A 25,836-nucleotide genomic window follows, 5' to 3' on the forward strand; every position below is an offset into this window, starting at 1 on the left:
ATTCGCCTCCCTAATCCTTCGAAAAAATTATTTATTGAGCGGAACTTGGATTAATACAACTGTTCCTGCCCCTATTTTAGAGTCAATCGTGATGTCTCCTTCGAGAAGGTCGACACGTTCTTTCATCCCCATGATGCCAAAGGATCCTGTTTTCTGTGTTTCTATATCGAATCCTCTGCCGTTGTCTTTTACGACAACTGTTATCTTGTCTTTCTTTACTTCCACTTTCACTTGGATATGTGTCGATTCAGCATGTTTCAACGCATTCTGTACACATTCCTGCACCAATCGGAACAAGGCGACTTCGTATTTAGAAGGGAGCCTGATATCCAGGCCGATATTCACAAATTGGATGCTTGTTTTATGGTTATATTCTTCGATTGTGCTTAAGTACTTTCTGAGGGTCGGGATCAACCCGAGGTCATCGAGTGCCATCGGCCTGAGATCGTAGATAATGCGGCGCACCTCATAAAGGGCAGACCGGACCATCTTCTTTAAGTCCCGTATCTCCTTGATGGCTTCATCGGATCCTTTTTCCCTGTAAACACGATCGATCAGATCAGAACGCATTAGGACATTGGCCATCATCTGCGCAGGTCCGTCGTGGATTTCACGGGACAGACGCTTCCGTTCTTCTTCCTGCGCCTCGATGATCTGCAATCCAAAGTCCTGACGCTGCTTGGCATCTTCAAGAGCCTCATTTACTTGTCTCAGATCGCTATTGAGGTAATTAAGCACGACGGAGATCTGAGTGCATAAATGTTCGGCACGATCAATTGTATCGCCCAATGACTGCAAACGTCTTTGCAGCTCATCGCGCCGGTCCCTCAGCTGTTTTTCGAGCTGGCGGTTCATAGACAGTTTCATTTGAAGGTCATGGGCTGCTTCATACGCTTCCCTTACCTGGTCTTCCGAATAGGTCTGAAAATGTTTACTTACCTCGGAAAGTCTCAGTCTTGCAAGTCTTGATTTACGGGTCAATTCGTCACCTTCATCGATGACCTTAACCACCATTTCCTTTACTTCCGTTAATTCTCTGTTTAAATCTTCAAAGTCATTTCGGCATTGTTCACCGATCTGAAAGATTTCATCCTTGCTCTGGTCGACCGTATCTACCATCTTTTCAAGAATGACATCCAGCAGCTTGGTGTTGATTTTTTTTAGTGACACGGTGCACCCCTCTTTTGGTTCTACGATTCGTTACTACCCAGAAAGAATGGTTGTTTACAGGTACTATTCTTCTATAATAAAAATCGATTATTTTTTCCGGCTGTTGAAAGTGCTTGCATGTCCAACTACCTATAATCTTATTTATAAAATATACCTATTAGAAATTCAATGAAATATCATCAATTTCCTTTATTCATCTAGGCATAATTCTTCGCATCCCTAATTTATAAGGGTTTTCTTGATTTCCCACTGGAAGCCGCACTTCCTGACCGACAACCGACCATTCACCTACGAACGTCCGTTAGGGATACAAAAAGTTGTATGTTCAGCGTCAATTATACCATGTCATATATTGTCGGAGATTAAAGTTTCGTTACATTGTATTACCATTATTTCATGTAGAACCATTTATTACCTTGTCGAACTTTCAGAATCTGTGCATTTTTGCTCTATGTACTTTATAGTAGTAAGTGAAATAAAACCTAAGATATATACCCTTTTCAAATATACGTTAAACATCTTTATTGGGAGGAGAATGAAATTTGTTACATCGCTATAATACCGTTAAAGGATACGGGCAAAATGAAATCAATATCGAACGGTCACGCTTCATTGCGTATGTGAACCGTGCGGAAACCGAAGAAGAAGCGCAGGCATTTATTGCCGACATAAAGAAAAAACACTGGGATGCAAATCATAACTGCTCTGCTTACATGATCGGGGAAAATAACCTGATCCAAAAGGCTAATGATGACGGGGAACCAAGCGGCACTGCAGGTGTACCGATGCTTGAAGTGTTGAAAAAGCGTGACCTGAAAGACACAGTGGTGGTGGTAACCCGTTATTTCGGGGGTATCAAACTGGGTGCAGGCGGGCTTATCCGTGCTTATGGCAAATCGACATCAGAAGGACTGAACGCAACCGGGATCGTTGAAAGAAAACTGATGCGGATCATGAAGACGAAGATTGATTACACGTGGCTCGGCAAGGTCGAAAATGAAGTACGTTCGTCCCACTATCAATTGAAAGAAATTCATTATCTCGAAGCGGTGGAAGTCGAAGTTTACGTAGAAGAAGCTGCAAAGGATCAATTTTCCGATTGGATGACAGAACTCACCAACGGCCAGGGAGAAATCACCCAAGGCGAAGTGGAATACCTGGAGACTTTAGTCAAGTAACGCAGTAAGGGACGGGCCTTTAGCAAACTAAAGGCCCGTCCCTCCCTCCACTGAAGTGTTTGTAATGAAAATTTCATTTTACGGGGTTTGGTTTACATAGTAAAATAAGGTTTGTTGTATTTTGTAGTTTTTTCGGGATACTAGGACTACATAAATTGTCCATAAGATAGTAAATACCAGTGAGTTTATTTCATTTTACTAACAAGTTTTAAGGGAGAGGATAAAGTATATGTCGATTGATAGACACTACAGGAGGGAAATGAGAAAAAAGAAGCGAAGAAAACGTATATTGTTCTTTTTGGTCATTCCCATGATTTTGATTGCCTTTTCCGTGGCGGGGTATGGGGCTTTCTTATATAAGAAAGCAGAAACTGTTTTTTCAAACTCATACACAAACCTCGATGGACGTGAAAAGTCGGATAAACGTGAAAAAGAAGTCAATCCGGAAGTCGATAACGTATCCATCCTCTTTATTGGTGTAGATGAAAGTGACACCCGCAATTACGGAGGAAAGACAAGATCCGACGCCCTCATGCTCGCTACCCTGAATGAGAAAGAGAAAACCGTTAAACTTGTCAGTATCCCTCGTGATTCCTACGTATACATACCCGAAGTCGGTTATGAAACAAAAATAAACCATGCTCATTATTTCGGCGGACCGAAAGCAACAATCGAAACAGTGGAAGAAACGCTGGACATCCCTGTCGACTATTATGTCAAAATGAATTTTTACGCCTTCATGGATGTCATCGATGCATTGAACGGCATCAATGTGGAAGTCCCTTATGAGTTCTATGAAAAAGATGCGGAAGATAAAACGAACGCCATCCACTTAAAACCCGGCAAGCAAAAACTGAATGGCGAAGAGGCACTGGCCCTTGCACGTACCAGAAAACTTGATAATGATATCGAACGTGGTAAACGTCAGCAGGAAATTCTTAAAGCCATCATGAAGAAAGCTGTTTCCGCTAATTCCATCTCTAAGTATGATGATATTATAGAGGCTATAGGAAGCAACATGGAAACCAATATGACATTTGATGAAATGAAGGCTCTGACCAGCTATGGATTAAGCGGTAAACTTCAATTGGATACCTTGTCCTTGGCAGGGGCAGATGATTACATTGACGGTACGTATTACTGGTCACTTGATGAAGAAAGTGTCGATGAGACAAGTGAAAAGCTAAAAGAACATTTAGACCTTAAAGAAGATTTCTCAATGGATTCTTCCCAAGAAGATAACACAGACAGCCTGGAATGATTCAGGCTGTCTTTTTTAGGTGAGTTCGTCTATGTATAGCATATTCCCCCTTAATAAATACATACTAAATAAAAGAATCGGGTTCAATAAGTCTGAACCCGATTCTTTATTCATTAACTGTTATTCCGTTTTGTTTTCATGATTTTCATTAATGGACGGTGTTCCGTTCCAATAAGTCCGATACTTTCAACAAAGAACTGAATGGCCAGCAATAACGCTGCAACGAAGATCAGGGATCCCCATACTGTCGCCTGTGAGAAAATAAGGGCAGCTAGGCCAAACATAGCCGCTATCGCATAAATGATTAAGACCGTTTGCTTATGGGAATATCCCATTCTAAGTAAACAATGGTGCAAATGCGATTTATCCGGTGCCGATAAAGGCTGCTTATTGAGAAAGCGTCTGATGATCGCATAAAACGTATCCGAGATTGGAACCCCAAGGATGATGACAGGGATGATCAGCGATACGACCGTAATGTTTTTGAATCCAAGCAGTGCAAGTACCGATATCATGTATCCTAAAAATAATGCTCCTGTATCCCCCATGAAAATCTTTGCTGGATGGAAATTATAGAACAGGAATCCTAGTGTACTTACTAAAAGGATCGCTGCCATCACGGCTACGAATGTGTCGCCCATGATGACCGCCATTCCGGCAATGGTGATGAGGGCAATGGAAGATACCCCGGCAGCCAAGCCATCAAGGCCATCAATTAAATTTATGGCGTTTGTGACCCCGACAATCCACACAATCGTCAGCGGAATGCTCATAAAACCGAATTCGATATGACCACCAAAAGGCAAGTTGATGAACTCAACCTGGGCTCCTCCCCAGACGACGACAAGCAGCGCCGCGATGATTTGACCAAGGAGCTTCACTTTCGCTGAAAGCTCAATCATGTCATCCAGTACACCTGTCAGCACGATGATCACCGCACCGGCTAAAATCGACATTGCATAAATGTTCTCAGGTTGTAGGATAATAACTCCAATCATAAAACTTAAGAATATGGCTAAACCTCCGAGTCGAGGCATGATTTTTTGATGGACTTTTCGTTGATTTGGTTGATCTGTGGCTCCGATTTTAAACGCAAGCTTCTTCACCAGAGGTGTTAGAATAATCGAGGCAATAAAGCATATGAACAAGGTTAAGTAAACCATGTAGTACCTCCTTACTGTTATCATATCCAAGTGCTGTTCTTTTCATATTGTCATTTATAACTAATTGAACCATCTGCAGTGCTCAATTGTTTTCCTTATAACGTAATCAAATCCAAAGTTGATTATATCACTTCATTTTGCAGTTTCCTATACTAATTTTCTACAATTATATTAAAAGTCATAATCGTAATGCAATCGTCATTTTTCTTTACCCCATATTACATAGACGACAAACCCTCCAATGAAGTTGCATAAATTTACTAATTTCTTAACCTAGTAGTCTTTTTTTCTCAGTTTTGATAAGATTAACTAATGATGGCGTACATATACAGAAGGTACTTTTAAGGAGAGAAAACATATGTTAAATCTATTAAAAAAAGCAACAGATCAATCTCAACGCCAATTAAAAAAATATTATAAGCAAGTTGACATGATAAATGAATTGGAAGAAAAATTTGCTGATTATTCTGATGAGCAGTTAACACACATGACTTCACTTTTCAGAGAACAGCTTCAAAGCGGGAAATCAATTGAGGATATCACAACAGAGGCATTTGCAGTCGTTCGGGAGGCGTCCAAACGTGTCCTTGGAATGAGACATTATGATGTTCAATTGATAGGCGGGCTTGTGCTGGCTGAAGGGAATATCTCAGAAATGGCTACCGGTGAAGGAAAGACGCTTGTCGCCTCTCTCTCCTCTTATTTGCGGGCCCTTGAAGGTAAAGGGGTGCACGTCATTACGGTAAACGAATACCTCGCCAAACGGGACAGAGAACAAATCGGGCGTATCCACGAATTTTTAGGACTGACGGTGGGATTGAACCTCCCTCTTATGGATGCAGATAAAAAGAAAATAGCATATCAAGCGGATATTACATACGGGGTCGGAAACGAATTCGGCTTTGATTTTTTACGGGACAACATGGCACGTCAGACACGTGATAAAGTGCAGCGGCCTTATCATTATGCCATTATCGATGAAATCGACAGCGTATTGATCGATGAAGCCAAAACACCTTTGATCATTGCGGGAAAAATGAAATCAAGTGCAGACCTTCATTATATAGCATCTAAATTAGCCAAAAGGTTTACCCTCGATACGGATTATGAATTCGATGAAGAAACAAAAGCGACGAGCTTGACGGACACCGGAATCAGTAAAGTAGAAAAAGCCTTTGGGGTAGACAACCTTTATGAGCTTGAGCATCAGACTCTGTATCATTATGTGATACAGGCGGTGCGGGCTCACGTCATGTTTGAACGTGATGTGGATTATATCGTACATGAAGGAAAGGTACTCCTCGTTGACATGTTCACCGGCAGGACCATGGAAGGACGGACATTAAGTGATGGCCTGCATCAGGCGATTGAAGCCAAGGAAGGCCTAGAAATTACAGAGGAAAATAAAACCCAGGCTCAAATCACGATTCAGAATTATTACCGCATGTATCCCCTCTTATCCGGCATGACCGGAACAGCTAAAACAGAGCTAAAAGAGTTTAAGGAAGTCTATGGGATGCAGGTTGTCACCATCCCAACCAATAAACCAAAGATCCGGGTGGACATGCAGGACAGAGTGTACAGAACCACTGAGGATAAATATAAGGCTGTACTTGAAGAAGTGAAAATCAGGCACCGAAAAGGACAGCCGGTCTTAATAGGGACCACATCCATTCTACAATCGGAAAAAGTCGCCACTATCCTCGATCAAGCCCATTTGAAATATGAATTGTTGAATGCAAAGAGTGTCGAACAGGAAGTTGAATTAATCTCAAAAGCCGGTCAAAAAGATCAGATCACAATAGCTACAAATATGGCCGGTCGCGGAACGGATATCATACTTGGAAGTGGGGTCCATCAATTAGGCGGCTTACATGTGCTTGGAACCGAGAAACATGAGAGCCGAAGAATTGATAACCAGCTGCGGGGAAGGTCTGGCCGGCAGGGTGATCCGGGATCCAGTCAATTCTTTATCTCCATTGAAGATGATATGTTCAGGCGTTTTGCAAAAGATGATTTAGAGAAGTTCGTTAAAAAGGTCAGAACCAATAATGACGGGCTAATAGAAAACAAAGCTGTTCACGAATTGGTCGAACGGACTCAACGTATTGTTGAAGGCGCCAACTATTCAATGAGGGAATATAACCTGAAATTAGATGATGTCATCAACGAACAGCGTAATGTTCTATATGATCTCAGGGAAAAAGCTTTATCAGGAGAAGGCCTTCTCCCCATCCTGAACAGCATGATTGCCAATACGTATACAAATACACTGGAACAGACATGTCCGGAAGATCAAATACCTGAGGAATGGCAAATAGATATTCTGAGTGTAGTAGTAAACAACATTTTATTAGATGCTGTCTCAATACCATCAGAAATCGAAGACCGCAAGCAAATTGATAAGATCGTCCAGCCTGAATTAAAAAGAACTCAGGAATATGTCGATTCATTAAGTGAACAGGAGAAATTTTCACGTACCATTGCACAAGTGATGCTAACTTACATTGATCATCATTGGGTGAAGCATCTGGAAAATATGACCCGCTTAAAGGAAGGAATCGGCCTGAGGTCTTATCAGCAGGAAGATCCGATGAGAATTTACGGAAGAGAAGGACTGGAGCTGTTTACGGATATGTTCTATAACCTGGAGAAAGATATCTCATATGAGTGCATCGGATTCTTTAATCATATGAAACAAGAAACGGAGTGAGCCTATGTTTTCCTTTTTCAAGAAGAAAAATGCTGATGAAGTTGTAAAAACCGGTGGAGACAAGTCAATTTCCTCTCAGGAACTGATTCAAGATACATTACAGACTAACGATAACGAAGACGTTCACACTGAATTGTCCATCCATCCTGCTTGGAATCTGCCCAAAGAAAAAGAATATGTGTTTCGATTCTTGAATAATGATTTGCATCAATTAAAGCCTAACCAAATTTCTTTAGCTGGTGTTGAAGTCGAGCATGAAGGAGATGCTTTGCACGTTACTGCGTTTCTGCGGAACAGCCTCTCTAAAGCAATCAAATTGGAAAGAGCAGAGCTATTACTATTGGATAAAGATGAGACCGTCATCGCGAGTAAAGAATTTGATCTCAGCGAGCTGGGAGAAATGCCAGGTCTCAGTAGCAGACCATGGATGTTCATCTTTGAGAAAGAAAGCATTATAAATAGTGTACCCCTTCTTGAAGAAGGATGGTCACTCGCGTTCAACGTCAGCTCTTTGCGTCCTCATAGCTTAGACCTTGAGAAGACATGGGAAGAATCCCTTCCTGAGGAAGAGAAAGCGAAGCTGAGAAAAATTGTTGAAGATCTCCCACCGTTAAAGCCTAAGGAATTCAACATTCTAGGACTTCAGGCTAAAACTATGGATACTGGAGATTTATATACTACCATCCTATTTAGAAACGGTAATCCGAGGGCCGTCCAGGTGGAACAGTTACCATTAGAAGTTATCGACTCTCAAAATACGATTGTTGCCAGAGCAGCATTCCAGCTGGACAACTTTGAAATAAAAGCAAATACGACCAAACCTTGGACATTTGTTTTCTCGAAAGATTCAATCATCCAAGAGAATCCCGATCTGACTAAATGGGCAGTCCGTCCCATTCAATCGTAAATGAAAGAAGGCATGCTTACTGGCTGCCTTCTTTTTTCATGTTCTTTTAAGTCTTTGAAAAGATATATAAAATTTTTGTAAAAATGAAATAAATTGAAAGAATTTGGTGGTTGTTCTGTTATAATAGACCTAGGATGATGGGTTTCGACGGCATCCGTGCCTTTTCTGCCTGTCATAAAAAATCAATTATGGGGAGAGTACGTTACATGACCAAAAAAGCTTACAGTAAGTTACTTGCCACTGCAACGACTACAGCTATCGTTGCAAGCGCTTTCGCTCCTGCAGCTTCTGCTGATTCCAAGGATTTTTCAGATGTTTCAACCCGCTATGCGGATGCAGTATCATTTTTAGCTGACAAAGGAGCAGAAGGATTCCCGGATGGTACATTTGGTACACATCTTTCCATTAAGCGTGTAGATGCCGCTGTCCTTATCGCCAAGGTATTGGAGTTAGATACAGAGAATGCTCCGGCGTCAGGATTTAAAGATGTTCCAGCACGTGCAGTCGGTGCCGTCAATGCCTTAAAAGAGGCAGAAATTGCTTACGGGAAAAACAGCTCTACTTTTGATCCAGACAGCCATGTAACCCGCGGCGAAATTGCTTTATGGATTGAAAGAGCTTTTCAGCTTGAAGGATCTGTTGAAGTTCCATTTGAAGATGTAAACAACCGCTATAAAGATGCAATCAGCATGATGGTGGCAAATGATATCACTCAAGGGTTAACGGAAACTGAATTCGGGGTAAGCGCGTTAGCCAAGCGCGGTGACTTTGCCATTTTCCTACATAAAGCATATCAGGCAATGGTTGAGCAATCCGATTTCTTATTAACTGTAATGCACACAAATGATACTCACGGGAACATCCAAGATATCGCAAAACGCGCTACAGCCATCGAGCATGTACGCTCAGAAAATCCTGAAGCTCTTCTTCTTGACGCTGGGGATGTTTTCTCCGGTACACTTTATTTCAATGAGTTCCTTGGACAAGCTGATTTGGAATTCATGAACTATTTAGGCTATGATGCCATGACTTTCGGGAATCATGAGTTCGATTTAGGAGCAAGTGCTGACGGACATAAAGCTTTGGCTGATTTCATTAAAGGAGCGGAATTCCCATTCGTCAGTGCGAACGTGGACTTCACAAAGGATTCAACATTTGACGGTCTTCAAAACTTTGAGGTATCTGAAGATCCTGCCGATGGAGAAATTTATAACGGCATCGTAAAAGAAGTAGATGGTGAAAAAGTAGGTATCTTCGGATTGACTACTGAAGAAACACCTTTCATTTCAAGTACTGGTGAAGTACAATTCCAGGACTATATTGAAAGGGCAACAGAAATGGTCGATAAATTCGAAAATCAAGGAATTAATAAAATCATTGCATTGACTCACTTAGGCTATGATGACAGCCTTCAATATGATAATGATCTGGAACTGGCGAAACAAGTGGATGGAATCGACGTCATTGTCGGAGGACACAGCCATACTACCCTTGACGAACCCGTGTTAAATGAGGATGGAGAAGAACCAACTGTACTGGTTCAAACCGGCGAATACGGAAAAGCACTTGGTACCCTTGATGTGACATTTGATGAAAATGGTGTACTAACCGGTTATGCCGGCGAGTTAATCAAGGTAAGCGACCTCGAAGCGGATCCTGTGGTAGCTGACATGTTAAAGCCATATACAGAGCAAATTGAAGCGATCAAAACTCAATCAATCGGTAAAGAGGCTGCTGTAGTACTAGATGGTGTCCGTGAAAATGTCCGTACAAAAGAAACGAATCTTGGCAACCTCATTACAGACGGTATGCTTGCAAAGGCTAAAACGATTAACCCTGATACTGTGATCGCTCTGCAAAACGGCGGCGGTATCCGTGAATCCATCGACAAAGGCGACATCACAATGGGCGAAATCCTAACGGTCATGCCGTTCGGTAACTCCCTTGGAATTATGGAATTAACCGGTGCAGAAATCATCGAAGCTCTCGAACATTCTGTAAGTGCTGCGCCTACTGCCAGCGGTGCATTCCTTCAAGTATCAGGATTAAACTTCACTTATGACAGCAGCAAGCCTGCTGGAGAAAGAGTACAAACTGTGAAAGTACAAGACGGTTCAGATCTTGTCGACATTGACGAGAATGCTTCTTACTTCGTAGCAACAAACACATTCACTGCCAAAGGCGGAGACAATTACGATGTATTTAAGAAGGCTTACGAAGATGGCCGCCTAAGCGAACCAGGATATGTAGACTTTGAAATGTTTGCTGAATACCTGAAAGGTCTTGAAAAAATCGAACCAACAGTGGAAAATCGAATTGTCGACCTTAACGCTGCTGAGTAAACTGAGCTAAATATAAAAAGCGATGAAGCTAGTGGCTTCATCGCTTTTTATTATTTTAATGCGCGATACAAGAACACACTGAAGTCCGTTCTCGAAATAGGGTTTGCCGGCCTGAACGTTCCATCCGTAAATCCTTCTGTAATACCGCTTGCTGCCAATGCTTTCACAGCTTCATATGCAAAACTGCTTGTGTAGTTATCACTGAAAGATTTTCCGCTCACATTCGGCAGCTTATAAGCTCTTTGGAGGACAACTGCCATTTCTGCCCTTGTCAGTTTCGTGTAAGGATCAAAAACTTCCCCACCCTGCTTTCCTTTCATAATTCCCGCATTCGCCACAGCTGCAATCTCCTGAGAGAAACGATACGATTCAGGGACATCTGAAAATCCAGGGTCCTCTTGAGAACTTACATTTAAATCCAGCGCTCTCGCTAAAAGTATTGCTGCCTGCACTCGATTCAAGGTTGCTGCAGGCTGGAAATCTCCATTAGGATATCCACTGATGACAGCTTTATCGACAAGCGTACTTACTTCCGTCTCAGCCCAGTAGCTCATACCCGTGTCTTTGAACAACGGCTCTTTATGGTCCTCACTGTATACAGCTTGTAAAGCATCCAGATAAACCGTTCCGCCTGACTTTAAGTTCTCATATGGCTGAGCCATATAAATTTGCTTCAATGTTAATGGAGCTTTCCAGGAAGAATCGATCGGGGCACTTACATACTTCCAACCATTCCATGTAAGTCCTTTTTCTTCTGTAAAGTTAATGGTGTGAGTTATACCATTTCCATCCACAATCTTCCCTCGCATCCATTGCAGGTTTGCATCTCCAAATACGCGCATCCCTACTTCTGCGGGAACACCGCCTAACTCCTTAGAGTTGTTTAGATAGACTGCTGAAGTTCCTGTTTCTTTATTAAATGAGTAATCCCATTTCAAAGATTGAGTACCTTCATACTTCGGCATGGAACTGATTGAAACTGCAGAGTTTGCCTTAACATTGCTTGTCGACCAGCCAGAAGGTTGATCGAAAGAGTCCAATTTGGCTACTGCTCCGCCTATCGTTACAGGAATCGTCACTTTTGTAGAACCATAGGACGCAATTACTGAGCCAGTTCCACTCCCTTTTTTAGCTGTAAAAAGACCGGTTGAATTAACGGTCCCAATCTCGCCGGATACAGACCATTGAACTGATGAATTGTTCATAATAACCGGTTGATTCGAAGTATCCAGTCCTCTCGCCTTCAACTGTACCGTCTGTCCGCTCATAACCTTGATGCTTGCCGGGGATACGGAGAGCTTACCGATTTCATCTACTACCCGGATCGGCAGTTTCTTAGTAGCCGTTCCATATTGAACATTTAGATATCCATCTCCAGCTTTACCAGCTGTAAATGTCATTCCACTGATTGTCCCAAGTCCATTAGCATCAACGAGCTTCGTATTGCTGCTCGTTACTGAAACAGGGTTATAATATTGATCTAATACATAATCCAGATTGACTTTCACACTGGCGCCTTTCAATAAAGCACCTTCTGCAGACTTAGATGCATAGATGTGGGCAGGTACACCCTTTGATGCAGTCGATACAGCCATTAAAGTCGTTGAAATGGGTCTCTCCCATCCATCCGATGGCTTATTGGCAAGCTTCACCAGTGAGTCACCAGGCCATCGGGCGGCCATTGTGGTTGACCCTCCTCCGTCAAGGTTCAGCGCTGCATCCACTCCCATATTCTTTAGGTGTTGAGCAAACTCAGACAAACTCATTCCTGTACTATAGCCCGGCTGGCGGCCGTCTACGGTCACTAAAAATACTTTCCCTCCATCCCGATCGATGGCTACAGCTGTCCGCGGAGCACGTTCTTTTGCCCGTGAGCTGTTCGGGTCCATGCTGAGTGAAACCTGTCCGTTATCCACTAAAAGGGGTCCCCCTGCCAGCATGAAATCAGATTTTTCCCATTGAGCGTCTATATTTACCGATAGATTAATAGAATCACCAATTTGCATATACTTTAAAGCTTCCAGGCTTTCACCATGAGCGGACAATACAAATCCGTCCTGTGGAATCTTGGTATTTGTTGAATCACCGTGACGTCGAATGGATTGGACTTTGCCTGATACAGTCGAACCGAATTCAAGATCCAGTTCAGAATCCAGCCCGGTGATCACAACTTCCATACCATAAGGGTTTGTATTCGTGTATCCTCCCGGAAAGTCAGGAGTATATAAAATTAAGTTATCGTATGATCGTTCTTTATTTGTACTCGTAATCGAATAAGTTTTTCCATTATGTACAAACGATAAGTCCAAATCATAATGATCAATTTTCCCTTTTCCTTGACTGTCAATGCCAAATGCAATGGGTTCATTTACATATTGGTCTTCACCACTCGCGATAATACCCGCATTCACAAGTTTATTTCGATAGGAAATCAAATACATGGGAAGCCGGTCCTGATTAAAAAACGAGCCATTGACTGCGCCTACTACCTGATGTCCGTCTCTTGTCAGCGCAATCGCTTGTGCAGTGGTACGGGATACAGTGTTAAGAGGATTAGGAACTCCTACTTCTACTTTTGTATAGGAATCCGATAAGTCTACTTCCAATGACTTAATTGCCTGGTCATAGGTAGAAGTGACCCGGGTATCCTTGTAGGTAACCCCTGAAGAAGCTTTGAACTGATCGACGATATTCGTGGCAGCCAAAGCAGAAGAGGCCGAAAAACTCTGAAGGATCAACAACAATACAACAAAAGATGCAAAAAACTTCTGCTTGAAAAACAATACATTTCCTCCTAATAATTCTATTAAACTTCCAATAGAATTATATCTTTTAGACTATTAAAAAACAATGATACATTCGACATAAATTTCCAAAAAATTTGTTTTTAAGGGACTTCATCATGTTCTTATAAAACAATAAAAAGCCTTGTAAAGAATTCTCTCTACAAGGCTTTTTGGATAAAACTAACCTACAAATTACTTAGAAACAGAGCTGTTAGCAACTTTATTTCCGTTAGCATCAACTAAATTTGTATCTTTAAATTCAACTGTAAGAGAATCAGTTGCTTTAAGATTATCAGTTGTAACTACTTTAAGGTCTCCGTTTACAACAGATACACTATATTTGTCTGCTGCTAATGCTACATTGTTAACTTTTACTGTAACACCAGAAACTGTTGTAGCACTTACTGCTTCAGTGAAGTCAACTGTGAAAGTCTTACTGTCTAGTAAAGTAACTTTCGTAGCTGTTGGAACAACGTTCTCTTTTAATGTAACGTTTAATTCAACTTTGCCATTTACAAGTGTATTACTGCTTTGATCTTTTAAGTTCGTTCCTACAAGGGCATAAGTTCCGTTAGCAGTGATAGAACCTTGTGGTAACGTGATAACCACTTTAGATCTGTTATCCACGAACTTCACTGTAGTTCCAGATGGTAGTGATTTTCCACCTAACGTGTAGTTAGATGCATTAACTGCAGAATCACTCATGTTTTTGTTGAAGTTCAATACAATATCAACATTGTTTGCTTTTGGAGTTGCAGTGAATGTAACATCCTTTGCATCTGAACCAGGAGTGGTTGTGTATTCAGGAGCAACAGCTGAGAAGTTGATTGTATCAGAAACTTTGTTTCCGTACATGTCAGCCACTACTTTACCAGCTAACCCAAATGAGTATGAAGACTTTTCAGCAGCATTAAATTTAATAGCTACTACGTTAAGTTCACTTCCCTTAACTTCTTTATCTCCATTTAAATCATAGCCATAAGATACATTAGATGAAGAAAGATCTACTGTATTGTCAGATTGATAGATTCCATCAATTGACTTGATAGCAAGTTCATCTGATGCTGTTAAGATCCCTTCTTTAACTACATCGTCAAAAGTCAGAAGAATTACATCGTCAACTGTTGTAGAAGAAGTATCCTTACCAAGAGTCTTGATTGCAGCAGAGACAAAATTAGGAGCAGATGTATCCGCCGTGAATGTTGCATTGAATTTCGCAGCATCCATTGAATTTGTACCATCAGTGAAATCTTTTACAACTACTTCTTTTGTAAAGAATGTTACCCCAGTGAAGAATCCAGCATCTTGTACATCAACTGTATAAGTCATTTTATCTTCTGAAGCAACTAGTTTGTTGGCAGCGACTGGAGTTCCGCCGATTGTAACTGTACCCGGTGTAACTTCCTCAGAGAAAGTAAGAGTTAGTTTGTTACCAGAAACTGCAGAAGAAACAGTTGGTTTAGAGCTATCTACCACTGGTTTTTCAACAGTGAAGGTTACAGTTGTTTGCCCAGCTAAATTGTTAGCAGCATCTTTAGCACCTACAACATCAAGTTTGTAAGATTTTTCAGCTACAAGATTCTTAACAGTCAAAGTTTTTCCATTTACCACATAATAAGGCTTAGAAGCATCAACAGTGCTAGAAATTTCAGATCCGTTTAAGCTTACTGTACCTTCAGTAGCCAAAGCTTCTGTGAATGTGATAACAGCTTCAGTACCTTTCGCTTCAACAGTTGCAACAGTTGGAGCTACTGTATCCTTGAATGTGAATAGAGTGACATATTTTTTAGTTAAAACTTTAGCATCTGCTTTAGTTTTGATTGGTTGAATTTCTAAAGTAGCGTTTGTCACATCAATTACGTCAGTTGCAGTTAATGTAACAGTTTTTCCATCTTTAGAAACAACCGGAGTACCCGTGAAAGTCTCACCAGTTAATGAGTAGTTTGTAAGATCTTCAGCATCAGTTTTATCAACAGCTTGGTTGAACTTAATTACAAGTTCTTTACCATTTACAGCAGTTGCAGAAGAAACTTTAGGTGCGCTGTAATCAAACGCTCCGTCAACACCATTTACAATGATAGAACCTTTAAGACCATCAAGATCATTGTTCGCATGCATTACTGTTACTGATTTGCGATCTTCAGAGATTTTAGCACCTGTAACTTCTGGCATTACCTCTGTACCGTCTTCAAGAACAACAACCACATCAAGCATTAAATCTTCAACTTCAACGCCTTCTTCAATTGCTTCTTCAAAATTCACTGTGAATTCTGTGCTAGAAGAAGATTTTACAGATGAAACTTCTGGAGTTACATCTACCCAGTTGATTGATTTGTAAAGTAGTACTGCAAATTCACCGCGAAGGATCTCTTGGTTTGTACCGAAAGTAGTTTCAGTTTTACCAGTAGTGATTCCAGCGCCGTAAAGAGCTTCAATGTAAGAGCCGAAAGTTGAAGTTAAGTCAGTAAATGGAGTATCTACTGCTTGATCTTGTAATCCGTAAGCGTTAACTAGAATCTTAGCCATAGCTCCACGGGAAAGTTCTTCATCCGGGCGGAATTCAGTGTCATTGTAACCACTCATGATTTCAGCTTCTACTAGAGCATTTACTGCTCCAGCTACACGGCTGTTAACATCTTCGAAACCAGCGTCTGCTGCATTCTCAGTGTCAAGTCCAAGAGCGTTAGCGATGATGACAGCAGCGTTACCGCGAGAAAGGCTCATGTAAGTACCGAAAGTAGTCTCAGTGTAACCTTTCGTGATGTCGTTGCTGTATAAGTAGCTAACCGCTTCGTCATAGTTAGTGTTTACGTCCGTGAATGGGTGATCTGCTGCAGAAGCTGCTGGAGCGATTGCAGATGCAACTAAAGCTGCAGTAGTTCCAGTTGCGATAAACTTACGATAAGATTTTGATTTGTAAGCCATTTTAGCTCATTCCTCCTATTAAGGTATGTAATTTTTGGGATGGTCATACAAAATCAAACTATTCTAGCTAGATAGTCTAATCATTGCGCCACCAGGTTAATTGTTACTAATCTAGCAAAAACAGAACATTTCAAGCTGTAATTAAAATGTTATATTATGCCGCAAATTGTCAAATAAAAGGTAGATTAGCAAACTCATATCCTTATTCTAGCAGATACATAGGAAATTTCAACCTTTATTTACATATTTTTATCTAATTCGATATACTTATCAAAATAGATTTATTATATAAAAAAAGGTATATACTGGTTTGTTTTGGCGGTTCAATCACCATACAATCACCAGTATATACCTTTTTTACATTTGGATTCCACCTATTTTCCAAAAAAGAAGGTCAAATTTCCTTGGTTATTTTTCCGTAAGTAAGGATCGTATCGCTGTAAAGGTTCTGTAATGAATAGTTTTTAGCAGCCTTTTCATGAAGTTCTGCACCCTTTGCTTTTAATAACCCTTCTTTCCTGTCCTTAATTGCTTCTTCAATTGCTTTAGCAATTGGTTCTGCATCACCGGTAGGGATCACCCATCCAAGAGATGGCTCACTGATCAAATCTTTCACTCCCCCAACATCAGTAGAAATAACAGGGGTTCTTTCACGTGCTGATTCCAAAATGACCAATGGAAAACTTTCGCTGTAAGAAGTTAAGAGTTTTACATCTGAGATAGCGAGATAATTGTGAACACCTTTCTGAAACCCTAGAAATAGTACATTATCCTGAATACCTCGATCTTTCACGTTTTTTTGCAATTCCTCTTTAATCGGGCCGTCACCAATTAATAACAGCTTTAAGTTACTGTATTTCCCCTTTAAAGATTGAAGAGCCTGGAATGCTAAGTCGTGGCCCTTAATGGGATGAAGCCTTGCAACCATTGTCACTACAAAATCTTCATTCGACAATCCTATTTCTTCTCTGGACAGCTTCGGACCTTCAACCGGTTCGAATGAAATACCATTATAGATTACAAACATTTTATCACCATCAAGTCCAAACCCAACCAGCATCTCCTTAAAACGGTTCGTCACCGCGAAGAAATAATCAATTTCCTTCAAAATCCTCATATTCAGCCAGGTGAACACTTTTCCTTTCACGCCGCCTTTGATGAAATCCTTTGAAGGATCACTGTGTACAGTCGTTATCCATTTGAAATTGATTCTTTTTTTAAGAAAATAAGTAAAAAGGTTGGCGCGAGGGCCGTGAGTGTGAACGATTGAGATCCGTTCTTTCTTGATGAGGCTGGCGATTTTCTTCAGGACGGAGAAGTCGTAGCGCGACGATTGTCCAAATACAACGAGAGGGAGGCCTAATTCTTTTGCTTCTTGTGACAGTTTCCCTTCCTGGAATACTCCGAGGAGGATGTCTTCTTTATTAAATTGCTGCAATAAAGAAAGCAGGTGGTTTTTTGAACCACCTGTTTCTCCACCGCTAATGAGATGTAATACTTTCATTGCGATTTCTCTCCTTATAATCTTTTTCATTCAAGATAAAGCCAAGCATCATGAAGAAATACAGTGTGAATGTTTTATCTTCCCAGATATTATAGATGAATCCGCACCAGTAAATTCCGATTAAGAGAGCAAGTGCCGGTATGGCAAAAAGGGAATCTTTACGCATCTTCCACAGAGCATACAGCATCCCCAATAAGAAGATGGCAAAAGCGATCACACCGAGTGTCCCGGTTTCCACGATCACCTGGATGTACTGATTGTCTGCATAGATATCAAAGCCGATATCATAATCATCATAAATCGGCGAAGAGTAGCTCTTTGTAGCTGAATCTCCATATGTTGCAAAACCTGTACCGATCACCGGGTGGTCTTTAAAAATTTCAAATCCTTTGAAAACGATGAATAAGCGGCCTGTCTGCATACTTAGAGCAAGTGTATCCTTCTCAAACGTTTGCTTTATTCGGTTTGATTCTGTTGATCCCCCGCTGCTATCCGCATCCTCTTCCGGTGGACCTGTCCGTTCAATTTGTCCGAAGTCGGTGTTCTTGATCCAATTGGCGGCTTTGGCAATGGGAAGGTTGATCAGGATAAAACTCGCCGCAGTGATCAGGACGATTCTGCCGAGTTTTTTCCAACTGCGGGTCAATAGTGCATATATTACTAATGCAATGGCAAAACCGATCCACGTTCCGCGTGAATACGTTAATGTCCAGACACCAACCATGAAGATCATTGAAACGGTCAAAAAGATTTTTGTGCTTTTTTCCTTAACGATTTGGTGTAAATATAAGGTGGTGATAAACGTAATCGATAAATAGACCGCCAGCACATTAGGATTATTGATCAGTCCATATATACGAGTGGCATTGTTTGGCGATAATTGGCGGTTCACCCATGCTTCAGGCATGAGCAGGCTGCGGATCGAAAGCTTTTCCACCAACCCCTGCACAGTCAGCACCATGGCAACCACAAATGTTATCCATAAGAAGCGCAGCACATCTTCTTTTGTAATACCTAAGCGTTTCACAGTGTAATACACAAGGTACGTTATGAAGAATGCGCGTATTTGGAATACAATGGCTCCATAATCTACACCCGTAAGAAATGCAGCCACAGCTCCGATAACGATAAAGGCGAAGAATCCCCATTCAAAATGTGTGAATTGGAAAAGGGATTTAAAATTCTTTTTATGATCCCATACCACTCTTAAGAAGGCAGCAATAATGATGATATCCCCTGCAAGCTTAAGCCCTGGATTGATTTCAGTTAAAAATGATCTCATAGGAAAATAAATCAATAATGACAGTAAGCCATCCTTAGGCTTAATATAAGCAAGCACAGCCACTAATAGGGATACACCAAGCCCGATCTTCGAATTTGGCATGATCAATGCCACCGCGTAGAGGAACGCAGCAGCAAGGACGTACAGATACTTCTCCTTCAATTCTTTCATGATAGAACCCTCTCTGTTAGTTTTTACTGAAAAGAACCTTTGCTAGAAATTGCGGAAGCGCCAATTGTCGTTTCAGACGCTTTGGTTCCTTCAATAGACGATACAGCCATTCCAGGCCAAGCTTGCGGTAAAACTTCGGAGCGCGTTTCACATGTCCCGCGAACACGTCAAAGCTGCCGCCGACTCCTTGATATACCAGGGTATTCAGCCGGGGCATATTTTCCCTTATCCACAGCTCCTGGCGCGGGCTCCCCATTGCTACGAACAATAGCTTGGCTCCTGATGCATTGATCTGATCGATAAGTGCTTCATTATTCTTGATGTATCCATTTTGATAGCCCGCAATGTCGATGCCGGGATACTTCTTCCCGATGTTTTCAGCAGCTTTTGACACGACCTCTTCTTTTGCGCCGTAAAGAAACACGCCATGCTTCTCTTCCTGTGCAAATTGAAGCAGGCGCTCCATCATATCCACTCCTGTTACCCGAGAACGGATTTGACCCCCTTTTAATTTGGAGGCCAAGAGTATTCCCACTCCGTCCGGTATCTGGTAGGTTGCCGAGTTGATGAGCTCTCTTAAATCTTCGTTTTTTTCACCCTTCATTACTTTTTCAGGGTTCACCGCTATAATGGTTGAGGTCTTGTTAGATCTGATGCGCTTTTTGATATCCGCAATGATTTCTTCATACGTGTATGGTGAAACATTAATGCCAAAATAAGACTCTTTCTTCATGGTCATCCACCTTATTCCTGGATTGAGCGTAAATTCGTCAAGTCACCGATTCGATACACGACCAAGTCTTGAAATTGAGGGACGCAATTCTTTGTATCGAAAATGACCCCTGTCTTTAATCCGTCAGCCAGCACTTTCTCGTCCATCACCTTGAACTCATTATGATCGGCAAGGACAAGCACCAAATGGGCATCCTTGATTGATTCTTCAAATGAATAAAGCGGGAATGATACCTGTTCATCACGAACATGTGGATCATGTGCTTTTACAGTGAATTTTGGATGGTTCACCAGCATTTTTGTAATATCCAGTGCCGGGCTTTCACGGACATCGTCAATATTCCCCTTGTATGTCAAACCGAATACAGCGATAACAGGATTCTCGACTTCCGCTGTCAGGCGCTCTACCTGTGAAACAACAAATTCAGGCATCGAGTTATTGATGCTGCGGGCTGTTTGAATAAGCGGTGATTCGCCCATTGCTTTTTCTACGATGAAATAAGGATCGACGGCCAGGCAGTGCCCCCCTACTCCAGGTCCAGGCTGGTGAAGGTTTACACGAGGATGCTTATTGGCAAGCTCGATGACATCATGGGCGTTCACATTCAACTTTGCAGAAATCTTCACAAGTTCATTCGCCAAAGCAATGTTTACATCCCTGAAGGTATTTTCCATCAGTTTAGACATTTCAGCTGTCACAGCTTCCGTCTCGATGACATCACCTGTAACCACTTGACGATAGACATCCCCCGCCTGTTTTGAAGCTTCAGGGGTGATTCCGCCTACGATCCGTGTATTTTCAATCAATTCAATCAGGATGCGTCCTGGCAGTACACGCTCTGGACAGTGTGCCAAATATACATCTTCGAGCGGATTGAATCCATTTTCTTCTATAATAGGTGCTACGACATCATTGATAGTCCTTGGAGGAATCGTTGATTCCACAATGATGACATTCCCTTTTTTCAAATAAGGGACGATAGCTTTCGTTGCGTTCACAACGTAGTTCACATTGGCAGTCTGGTCCTCATGGATCGGGGTAGGGACTGCAATGATGAAGGCATCTGCGTCCTCAGGTGTTAATGAACCGCGGAGCTTGCCGCTTTCCACTACCTCTTTCACTAACTCGGGAAGTCCCACTTCTTCAATGTGAACCTCGCCTTTATTTAATTTTTCGACAACTTTTTCACTGACATCCACACCGACAACTTCGATTCCTGCTTTTGCAAAAATCGCAGATGTAGGCAGTCCTATATATCCTAATCCGATTACACAAATCTTTTTCATTGTATTGAAACCTCTTTTCGAATAGTAAAGTTCGACAATTTCCTAGATAGTATATCAAATGAATTCAAAGCTTGCATCAATTACGTGGATAGTAATTGCTAGTAATTACTCTTTAGTGATAGAATATAGTTTGATTTTCTAATGGTATCATAATACACTATGTACGATTTATTTTCTCTTTAATTCAACGAAAAACGCGATTCTACCCCATGTTAGACGCATAATAAAGGAGGAAAACTTCTTTGAAGAAGTTTGTGATTTCTGGTTTTTATGGTTTAGGTAATACAGGCGACGAAGCAATTTTAGAAGCAATTATTGACAATTTAAGGGAAGAATTTGACAATCCCGATATTACCGTCTTTTCTTTGTCTCCTGAAAGAACAGCGAAAGAACACAATGTAAAAAGTGTGTACCGCGCCTGGAGAAAAGAAAATAAAGAAAAAGTTAAAGCATTAAAGGAAGCCGATCTATTGATAAGCGGAGGAGGCGGGCTGCTGCAGGACGCCTACCCGACTAAATTCTTATTCGGGCCCCTTCCTTATTATTTATTGATTGTACTCTTGGCCAAGCTGTGCAATACGAAAGTCATGTTCTTCTCGCAAGGGATCGGTCCTGTCACTTCGGGATGGGGGAAATTCCTCATGAAACTGGCAAACCTTGCAGATTTCATCACGGTCCGTGATCAATATTCAAAGGAATTATTGCACAAACTTGGTGTAACGAAACCCGAAACAGTGGTTACCTCTGATATCGTGTTTGCTTTTCAGGCAAAAGAAGACCGCTCCGGAATCGAATCCCTTCCTTTAAAAGGGGACGAGAAACTGGTTGCCGTATCCGTCAGACCTTGGTTTGACCGCACGCAGCAATTCGAAGATATGGCCGGCGTCCTCGATAACCTGATTGAAGAAGAAGGAGTGACCCCTGTTTTCGTGCCGATGGAAGGCCACCACGATGTCGATGCAAGTGAAAAAGTCATGAGTTATATGAAGCATCCCGATAAAACCGTTATGCTTGGAAAAGACTTCACTCCAAATCAGTACTTAAACTTTATCGGCGAGTGTGAAATGACCATTGGCATGAGGCTTCATGCCCTGATTTTCTCTACATTAAAAGGGATTCCCCATATCGGCTTCAGCTATGATAAAAAGGTTGAAAGCCTGCTGAAGAGAAGCGGTATGTGGAAGTATTCAGCCGACCTTGATAATATTGATGTGAAGCAGGTTACCGAAAATGCGAAAGCGATCCTTCACAACAGGGAAGCCGAGTCTCTGACCGTCAGCAAGAATGCTGAAGGAATGAGAAATGAAGCCAAGAGGAACCTGCATTTAATGAAAGAAAAATTCTTTGCCTAAATCTTATAGGAGGGCATATTAATGAAAATTCTAATCGCAACAGCTTACGACTATCCGCACGCAGGGGGATTATCCACCCACGTAACGACCTTGAAATCCGGTCTTGAAAGCTTGGGACATGAAGTGGACGTTCTTTCATTTTCAAACGTACCCTCTTCCACCCAAAACCTGTATGCCAAAGGTCCAAGCTTTATTTTAAACAAATTGAAAAAAGGGAAAGGCATCGTCTGGTCCCATAAAGCAAGAAAAAGACTCCTTCAGGGTCTGATCGAGAAAAACAAAGACAAGCAGTATGACCTGATCAATGCCCAGGATCCATTCACAACGCTGGCTGCTCTTGAAACAGGCATTCCGACTGTCTCAACTGTACACGGGTACATGACGTTTGAATCCATCAGTAAAGGCTCCCTGGATGAAAACAGTCCTGAAGCGTCTTTTATGAAGGAAATTGAAATCAAAGCGTATAAGGGGACACGCAAGATCATCACTGTCGACACGCGCTTAAAAGATTATGTGAAGGAAGTTTCCGGTGCGGAAGGCAATGCAATCAGAAACTTCATCGATATCCATAACTTCAAGCCTGATCAGGAGTACAAAGATCAATTCCGTGATAAACACGGCATCTCTAAAGAAGACAATGTGCTGTTTGTACCTCGCCGTTTGACGAAAAAGAACGGGGTTATCTACCCTGCACTTGCTATGCCGAAGATCATTGAAAAATTCCCGAATACGAAATTGATCTATGCCGGCAGCGGTGAAGCTCTATCTGAAATTAAAAAGATCGTCGAAGAGCATAAACTTCACGACAATGTAACGCTTCTCGGAGCGATTCCACATGAAGAGATCAAAGAATTCTACGCCCTATGTGATGTTGTACTTGTACCAAGCGTTCACTCTGCCGGCGTGGAAGAAGCCACTTCCATTTCCGCTTTGGAAGCCATGGGATCCGGATCTCCTCTAGTAGCTTGTGCAGTTGGCGGACTGAAGGAAATCGTCAACAACAAAGAAGACGGTTTATTGGTAGAAGAAAAGAATGTACAGGAGCTTGCTGATGCCGTGAACTACCTTCTTGAAAATCCTGAAGAAGGTCAGCGTATGGCTCTCAAGGCACGCGCCAAAATCGAAGAAGAATACTCTCACATTGCAGCAGCCAAGAAATATGAGGCCATTTATAAAAGTGCCCTTGCAAAATAACTAAATCATGAAGCACACAGCTGACCATAGAGAGATTTAATCACTCAGTGGTCAGCTTCTTTTTTATAACAGTAAAAAGCAGGTGACAATATTGTCTACACTTAAAAAAACCGCCATATGGATCACCCTGTTGGCGCTGGTTCTAAAACTATCCGGTTTTTTACGTGAAAGTATCATAGCCAATGAATTTGGTGCCAACGAATATACGGATGGATATCTGCTTGCCTTTACATTCATCACACTGATCGTTGCGATGATTGCCAGCGGCTTCAATAATGTGTTTCTGCCGATGTACGTTAAAAACCGCAAAGAAAATCCTGAGCAGACCGAGAAAGATGCTAACGGAATACTGAATAGTACGGTTTTAATATTCCTTGTCGTCACGGCAGCAGGTTATTTTCTAGTACCCTATTTTGTTCCGTTGATTTTCGGCCATATGCACCCGGTGACTGAAGATATTGCAGTTGAAATCACTCAGTTTTTCTTCCTGTTCATGAGTGCCATCGCGTTAAACGGAATCTTAGAATCGTATCTGCAGGCAAGGCGCGTATTCGTCCCTTCACAGATTTCCAAGCTGCTCGCTACGCTTATGGGCGCTGTGTTCGCCCTCCTATTCTCGAACATGTGGGGGATTCAAAGTTTAGCTTATGGTTTTATCTTCGGTACGGTGCTGGGGGCCATCATCCAATTTTCTTTTTTATTGAAAAAAGGCTTCCAGTGGCAGCCTACTCTGCATGTAAACAAGGAGTTCAGAAAGGCTTTCCTGGCACTCATCATTCCGTCTTTCCTTAACTCAATTGTGGGTCAGGTAAACATGTTTGTTGACAAAACCTTTGCATCGGGAACGATTGAAGGAGCTGTTACGTATTTGAACAACGCGTCGCTCTTAGTGAGCATCCCGAATGCCATCTACGCGACGACGATCGCCGCCATTATCTTTACATTGTTATCAGAGCAGATCGACAATCCCCGGAAATTCCAGGATACCTTCTTTATGGGAATGGAAATTTCACTGCTGACCCTGCTTCCGATAGCCGCAGGACTCCTGGTGGTCGGCGAAGCAGCACTTTCTTTCATCTATGAAAGAGGAGCTTTTACAAGTGAGGATACACAAAGCACTTATACCGCCTTACTCTTTTATTTACCATTGATCGTCACGCAGGGCCTGCAATTCATTGTTTCAAAGTCGATGTATGCAAGAGGACGTACCGCCATCATCTTCAGGATCAGTGTGACGACCATCGTCGTAAACATTATCCTGAACTACTTCCTGGTAAAGAGCATGGGATATCCGGGACTCGCATTATCAAGCTCGATTGTTGCGGTCTATTATCTTGTCGTTTCCTCGATTGTCGTTTATAAAGACTTTGAGAAGAGTGAAGTAAAAAGACTGACCAGCTTGGCTCTTCGCTCATTGCCGCCTACAATCATCATGGTGATCCCTCTTTATCTGTTACAGCAGCTTGACTGGTTCAGCGGGTTGTATTCCTTATGGAAGCTTGCCATCCTTGTTCCGTTAGGGGCTCTCTTGTATGCCTTAAGCTTGAGGGTGTTCTACCGGGAAGGGTTTAACCGCTTGCTGGAGCTGGTGAAGAAGAAAAAGAAGAAGTAGGACGAGGCGGGTTATGGAACACTTCCTTACCGATTATGGAATGGCTGGATGCTAGATGGTTGGTGCCTGGCACGATACGTTTGTTTTGTGCGGGGTACAATCCACTCATTTTGTGCCAGGCACAATTCATCTTTTTTGTTCCTGGCACAACCCGACCGTTTTGTTCCTGGCACAAATCCGCATAACCACTAAAAACAAACCAAAAAAGCGAGCAATAATCAACAACTGATTATCGCTCGCTTTTCTTTGTTATCTAA

The 25,836-nt window shown here is 41.9% G+C and carries 16 protein-coding genes; 8 read left to right on the forward strand and 8 right to left on the reverse strand.

What is annotated here, in order from left to right; all coding sequences use genetic code 11:
* Positions 1-27 precede the first annotated feature (27 nt).
* Positions 28-1,170 (reverse strand): sensor histidine kinase, encoded by a 1,143-nt coding sequence (locus ACKA06_RS05745; RefSeq protein WP_411159218.1) that lies wholly within the window; start codon positions 1,168-1,170, stop codon positions 28-30.
* 542 nt (positions 1,171-1,712) lie between these two features.
* On the opposite strand from ACKA06_RS05745, the gene ACKA06_RS05750 reads away from it, so the two are divergent.
* Positions 1,713-2,348: a YigZ family protein gene (locus ACKA06_RS05750; protein WP_411159219.1), complete on the forward strand. Its 636-nt coding sequence runs from the start codon at positions 1,713-1,715 to the stop codon at positions 2,346-2,348.
* A gap of 229 nt (positions 2,349-2,577) precedes the next feature.
* Positions 2,578-3,609 carry an LCP family protein gene (locus ACKA06_RS05755; RefSeq protein ID WP_411159220.1) on the forward strand — a complete coding sequence of 344 codons (1,032 nt, stop codon included), beginning with the start codon at positions 2,578-2,580 and terminating at the stop codon, positions 3,607-3,609.
* Positions 3,610-3,722: 113 nt separating this feature from the next.
* Here ACKA06_RS05755 and ACKA06_RS05760 read toward each other — a convergent pair whose 3' ends face one another.
* Positions 3,723-4,772, reverse strand: a complete 1,050-nt coding sequence (locus ACKA06_RS05760) for a glycosyltransferase family 4 protein (protein WP_411159221.1) — start codon at positions 4,770-4,772, stop codon at positions 3,723-3,725.
* Between the two features lie 358 nt (positions 4,773-5,130).
* On the opposite strand from ACKA06_RS05760, the gene secA2 reads away from it, so the two are divergent.
* From secA2 to ACKA06_RS05775, 3 genes are all read left to right on the forward strand, one after another.
* Positions 5,131-7,485 carry an accessory Sec system translocase SecA2 gene (gene secA2 / locus ACKA06_RS05765; protein WP_411159222.1) on the forward strand — a complete coding sequence of 785 codons (2,355 nt, stop codon included), beginning with the start codon at positions 5,131-5,133 and terminating at the stop codon, positions 7,483-7,485.
* Between the two features lie 4 nt (positions 7,486-7,489).
* Positions 7,490-8,392: an accessory Sec system S-layer assembly protein gene (locus tag ACKA06_RS05770; protein ID WP_411159223.1), complete on the forward strand. Its 903-nt coding sequence runs from the start codon at positions 7,490-7,492 to the stop codon at positions 8,390-8,392.
* Between the two features lie 206 nt (positions 8,393-8,598).
* Positions 8,599-10,734 carry a 5'-nucleotidase C-terminal domain-containing protein gene (locus ACKA06_RS05775; RefSeq protein ID WP_411159224.1) on the forward strand — a complete coding sequence of 712 codons (2,136 nt, stop codon included), beginning with the start codon at positions 8,599-8,601 and terminating at the stop codon, positions 10,732-10,734.
* Between the two features lie 50 nt (positions 10,735-10,784).
* Here the strand turns inward: ACKA06_RS05775 and ACKA06_RS05780 are convergent, their stop codons facing one another.
* The 6 genes from ACKA06_RS05780 to ACKA06_RS05805 all read right to left on the reverse strand — a co-directional run bounded on the left by ACKA06_RS05780 (position 10,785) and on the right by ACKA06_RS05805 (position 21,421).
* On the reverse strand, positions 10,785-13,517 hold the full coding sequence (locus ACKA06_RS05780; RefSeq protein ID WP_411159225.1) for a phosphodiester glycosidase family protein: 2,733 nt from the start codon (positions 13,515-13,517) through the stop codon (positions 10,785-10,787).
* A 195-nt stretch (positions 13,518-13,712) separates the two neighbouring features.
* Positions 13,713-16,445 carry an S-layer homology domain-containing protein gene (locus ACKA06_RS05785; protein ID WP_411159226.1) on the reverse strand — a complete coding sequence of 911 codons (2,733 nt, stop codon included), beginning with the start codon at positions 16,443-16,445 and terminating at the stop codon, positions 13,713-13,715.
* A 394-nt stretch (positions 16,446-16,839) separates the two neighbouring features.
* A complete protein-coding gene (locus ACKA06_RS05790; protein ID WP_411159227.1) occupies positions 16,840-17,949 on the reverse strand; it encodes a glycosyltransferase family 4 protein in 1,110 nt (369 codons plus the stop codon).
* Positions 17,927-19,402, reverse strand: coding sequence for an O-antigen ligase family protein (locus ACKA06_RS05795; protein ID WP_411159228.1), 1,476 nt, complete (start codon positions 19,400-19,402; stop codon positions 17,927-17,929). The genes ACKA06_RS05790 and ACKA06_RS05795 overlap by 23 nt, the downstream gene beginning before the upstream one ends.
* A 16-nt stretch (positions 19,403-19,418) precedes the next feature.
* Positions 19,419-20,135 (reverse strand): WecB/TagA/CpsF family glycosyltransferase, encoded by a 717-nt coding sequence (locus tag ACKA06_RS05800; RefSeq protein WP_411159229.1) that lies wholly within the window; start codon positions 20,133-20,135, stop codon positions 19,419-19,421.
* 11 nt (positions 20,136-20,146) lie between these two features.
* A complete protein-coding gene (locus tag ACKA06_RS05805; protein WP_411159230.1) occupies positions 20,147-21,421 on the reverse strand; it encodes a nucleotide sugar dehydrogenase in 1,275 nt (424 codons plus the stop codon).
* A gap of 242 nt (positions 21,422-21,663) precedes the next feature.
* Here ACKA06_RS05805 and csaB point away from each other — a divergent pair, with 242 nt between their 5' ends.
* The 3 genes from csaB (at position 21,664) to murJ (ending at position 25,579) form a co-directional block, all read left to right on the forward strand.
* Positions 21,664-22,773, forward strand: a complete 1,110-nt coding sequence (gene csaB / locus ACKA06_RS05810) for a polysaccharide pyruvyl transferase CsaB (RefSeq protein ID WP_411159231.1) — start codon at positions 21,664-21,666, stop codon at positions 22,771-22,773.
* 21 nt (positions 22,774-22,794) lie between these two features.
* Positions 22,795-23,967, forward strand: coding sequence for a glycosyltransferase family 4 protein (locus ACKA06_RS05815; protein WP_411159232.1), 1,173 nt, complete (start codon positions 22,795-22,797; stop codon positions 23,965-23,967).
* Positions 23,968-24,058: 91 nt separating this feature from the next.
* Positions 24,059-25,579 carry a murein biosynthesis integral membrane protein MurJ gene (gene murJ / locus ACKA06_RS05820; RefSeq protein WP_411159233.1) on the forward strand — a complete coding sequence of 507 codons (1,521 nt, stop codon included), beginning with the start codon at positions 24,059-24,061 and terminating at the stop codon, positions 25,577-25,579.
* Positions 25,580-25,836: the final 257 nt, after the last annotated feature.

Origin of the sequence: Rossellomorea oryzaecorticis, from assembly GCF_045897515.1 — a bacterium.
GTDB classification, from domain to species: domain Bacteria; phylum Bacillota; class Bacilli; order Bacillales; family Bacillaceae_B; genus Rossellomorea; species Rossellomorea enclensis.

Excerpts from the sequence above, each read along its gene's own strand:
- ACKA06_RS05755 (WP_411159220.1), top strand. The coding sequence starts at position 2,578 with ATGTCGATTGATAGACACTACAGGAGGGAAATGAGAAAAAAGAAGCGA.
- ACKA06_RS05775 (WP_411159224.1), top strand. The coding sequence starts at position 8,599 with ATGACCAAAAAAGCTTACAGTAAGTTACTTGCCACTGCAACGACTACA.
- ACKA06_RS05805 (WP_411159230.1), bottom strand. The coding sequence starts at position 21,421 with ATGAAAAAGATTTGTGTAATCGGATTAGGATATATAGGACTGCCTACA.
- ACKA06_RS05815 (WP_411159232.1), top strand. The coding sequence starts at position 22,795 with ATGAAAATTCTAATCGCAACAGCTTACGACTATCCGCACGCAGGGGGA.
- ACKA06_RS05770 (WP_411159223.1), top strand. The coding sequence starts at position 7,490 with ATGTTTTCCTTTTTCAAGAAGAAAAATGCTGATGAAGTTGTAAAAACC.
- ACKA06_RS05785 (WP_411159226.1), bottom strand. The coding sequence starts at position 16,445 with ATGGCTTACAAATCAAAATCTTATCGTAAGTTTATCGCAACTGGAACT.
- ACKA06_RS05790 (WP_411159227.1), bottom strand. The coding sequence starts at position 17,949 with ATGAAAGTATTACATCTCATTAGCGGTGGAGAAACAGGTGGTTCAAAA.
- ACKA06_RS05760 (WP_411159221.1), bottom strand. The coding sequence starts at position 4,772 with ATGGTTTACTTAACCTTGTTCATATGCTTTATTGCCTCGATTATTCTA.
- ACKA06_RS05800 (WP_411159229.1), bottom strand. The coding sequence starts at position 20,135 with ATGAAGAAAGAGTCTTATTTTGGCATTAATGTTTCACCATACACGTAT.
- ACKA06_RS05795 (WP_411159228.1), bottom strand. The coding sequence starts at position 19,402 with ATGAAAGAATTGAAGGAGAAGTATCTGTACGTCCTTGCTGCTGCGTTC.
- secA2 (WP_411159222.1), top strand. The coding sequence starts at position 5,131 with ATGTTAAATCTATTAAAAAAAGCAACAGATCAATCTCAACGCCAATTA.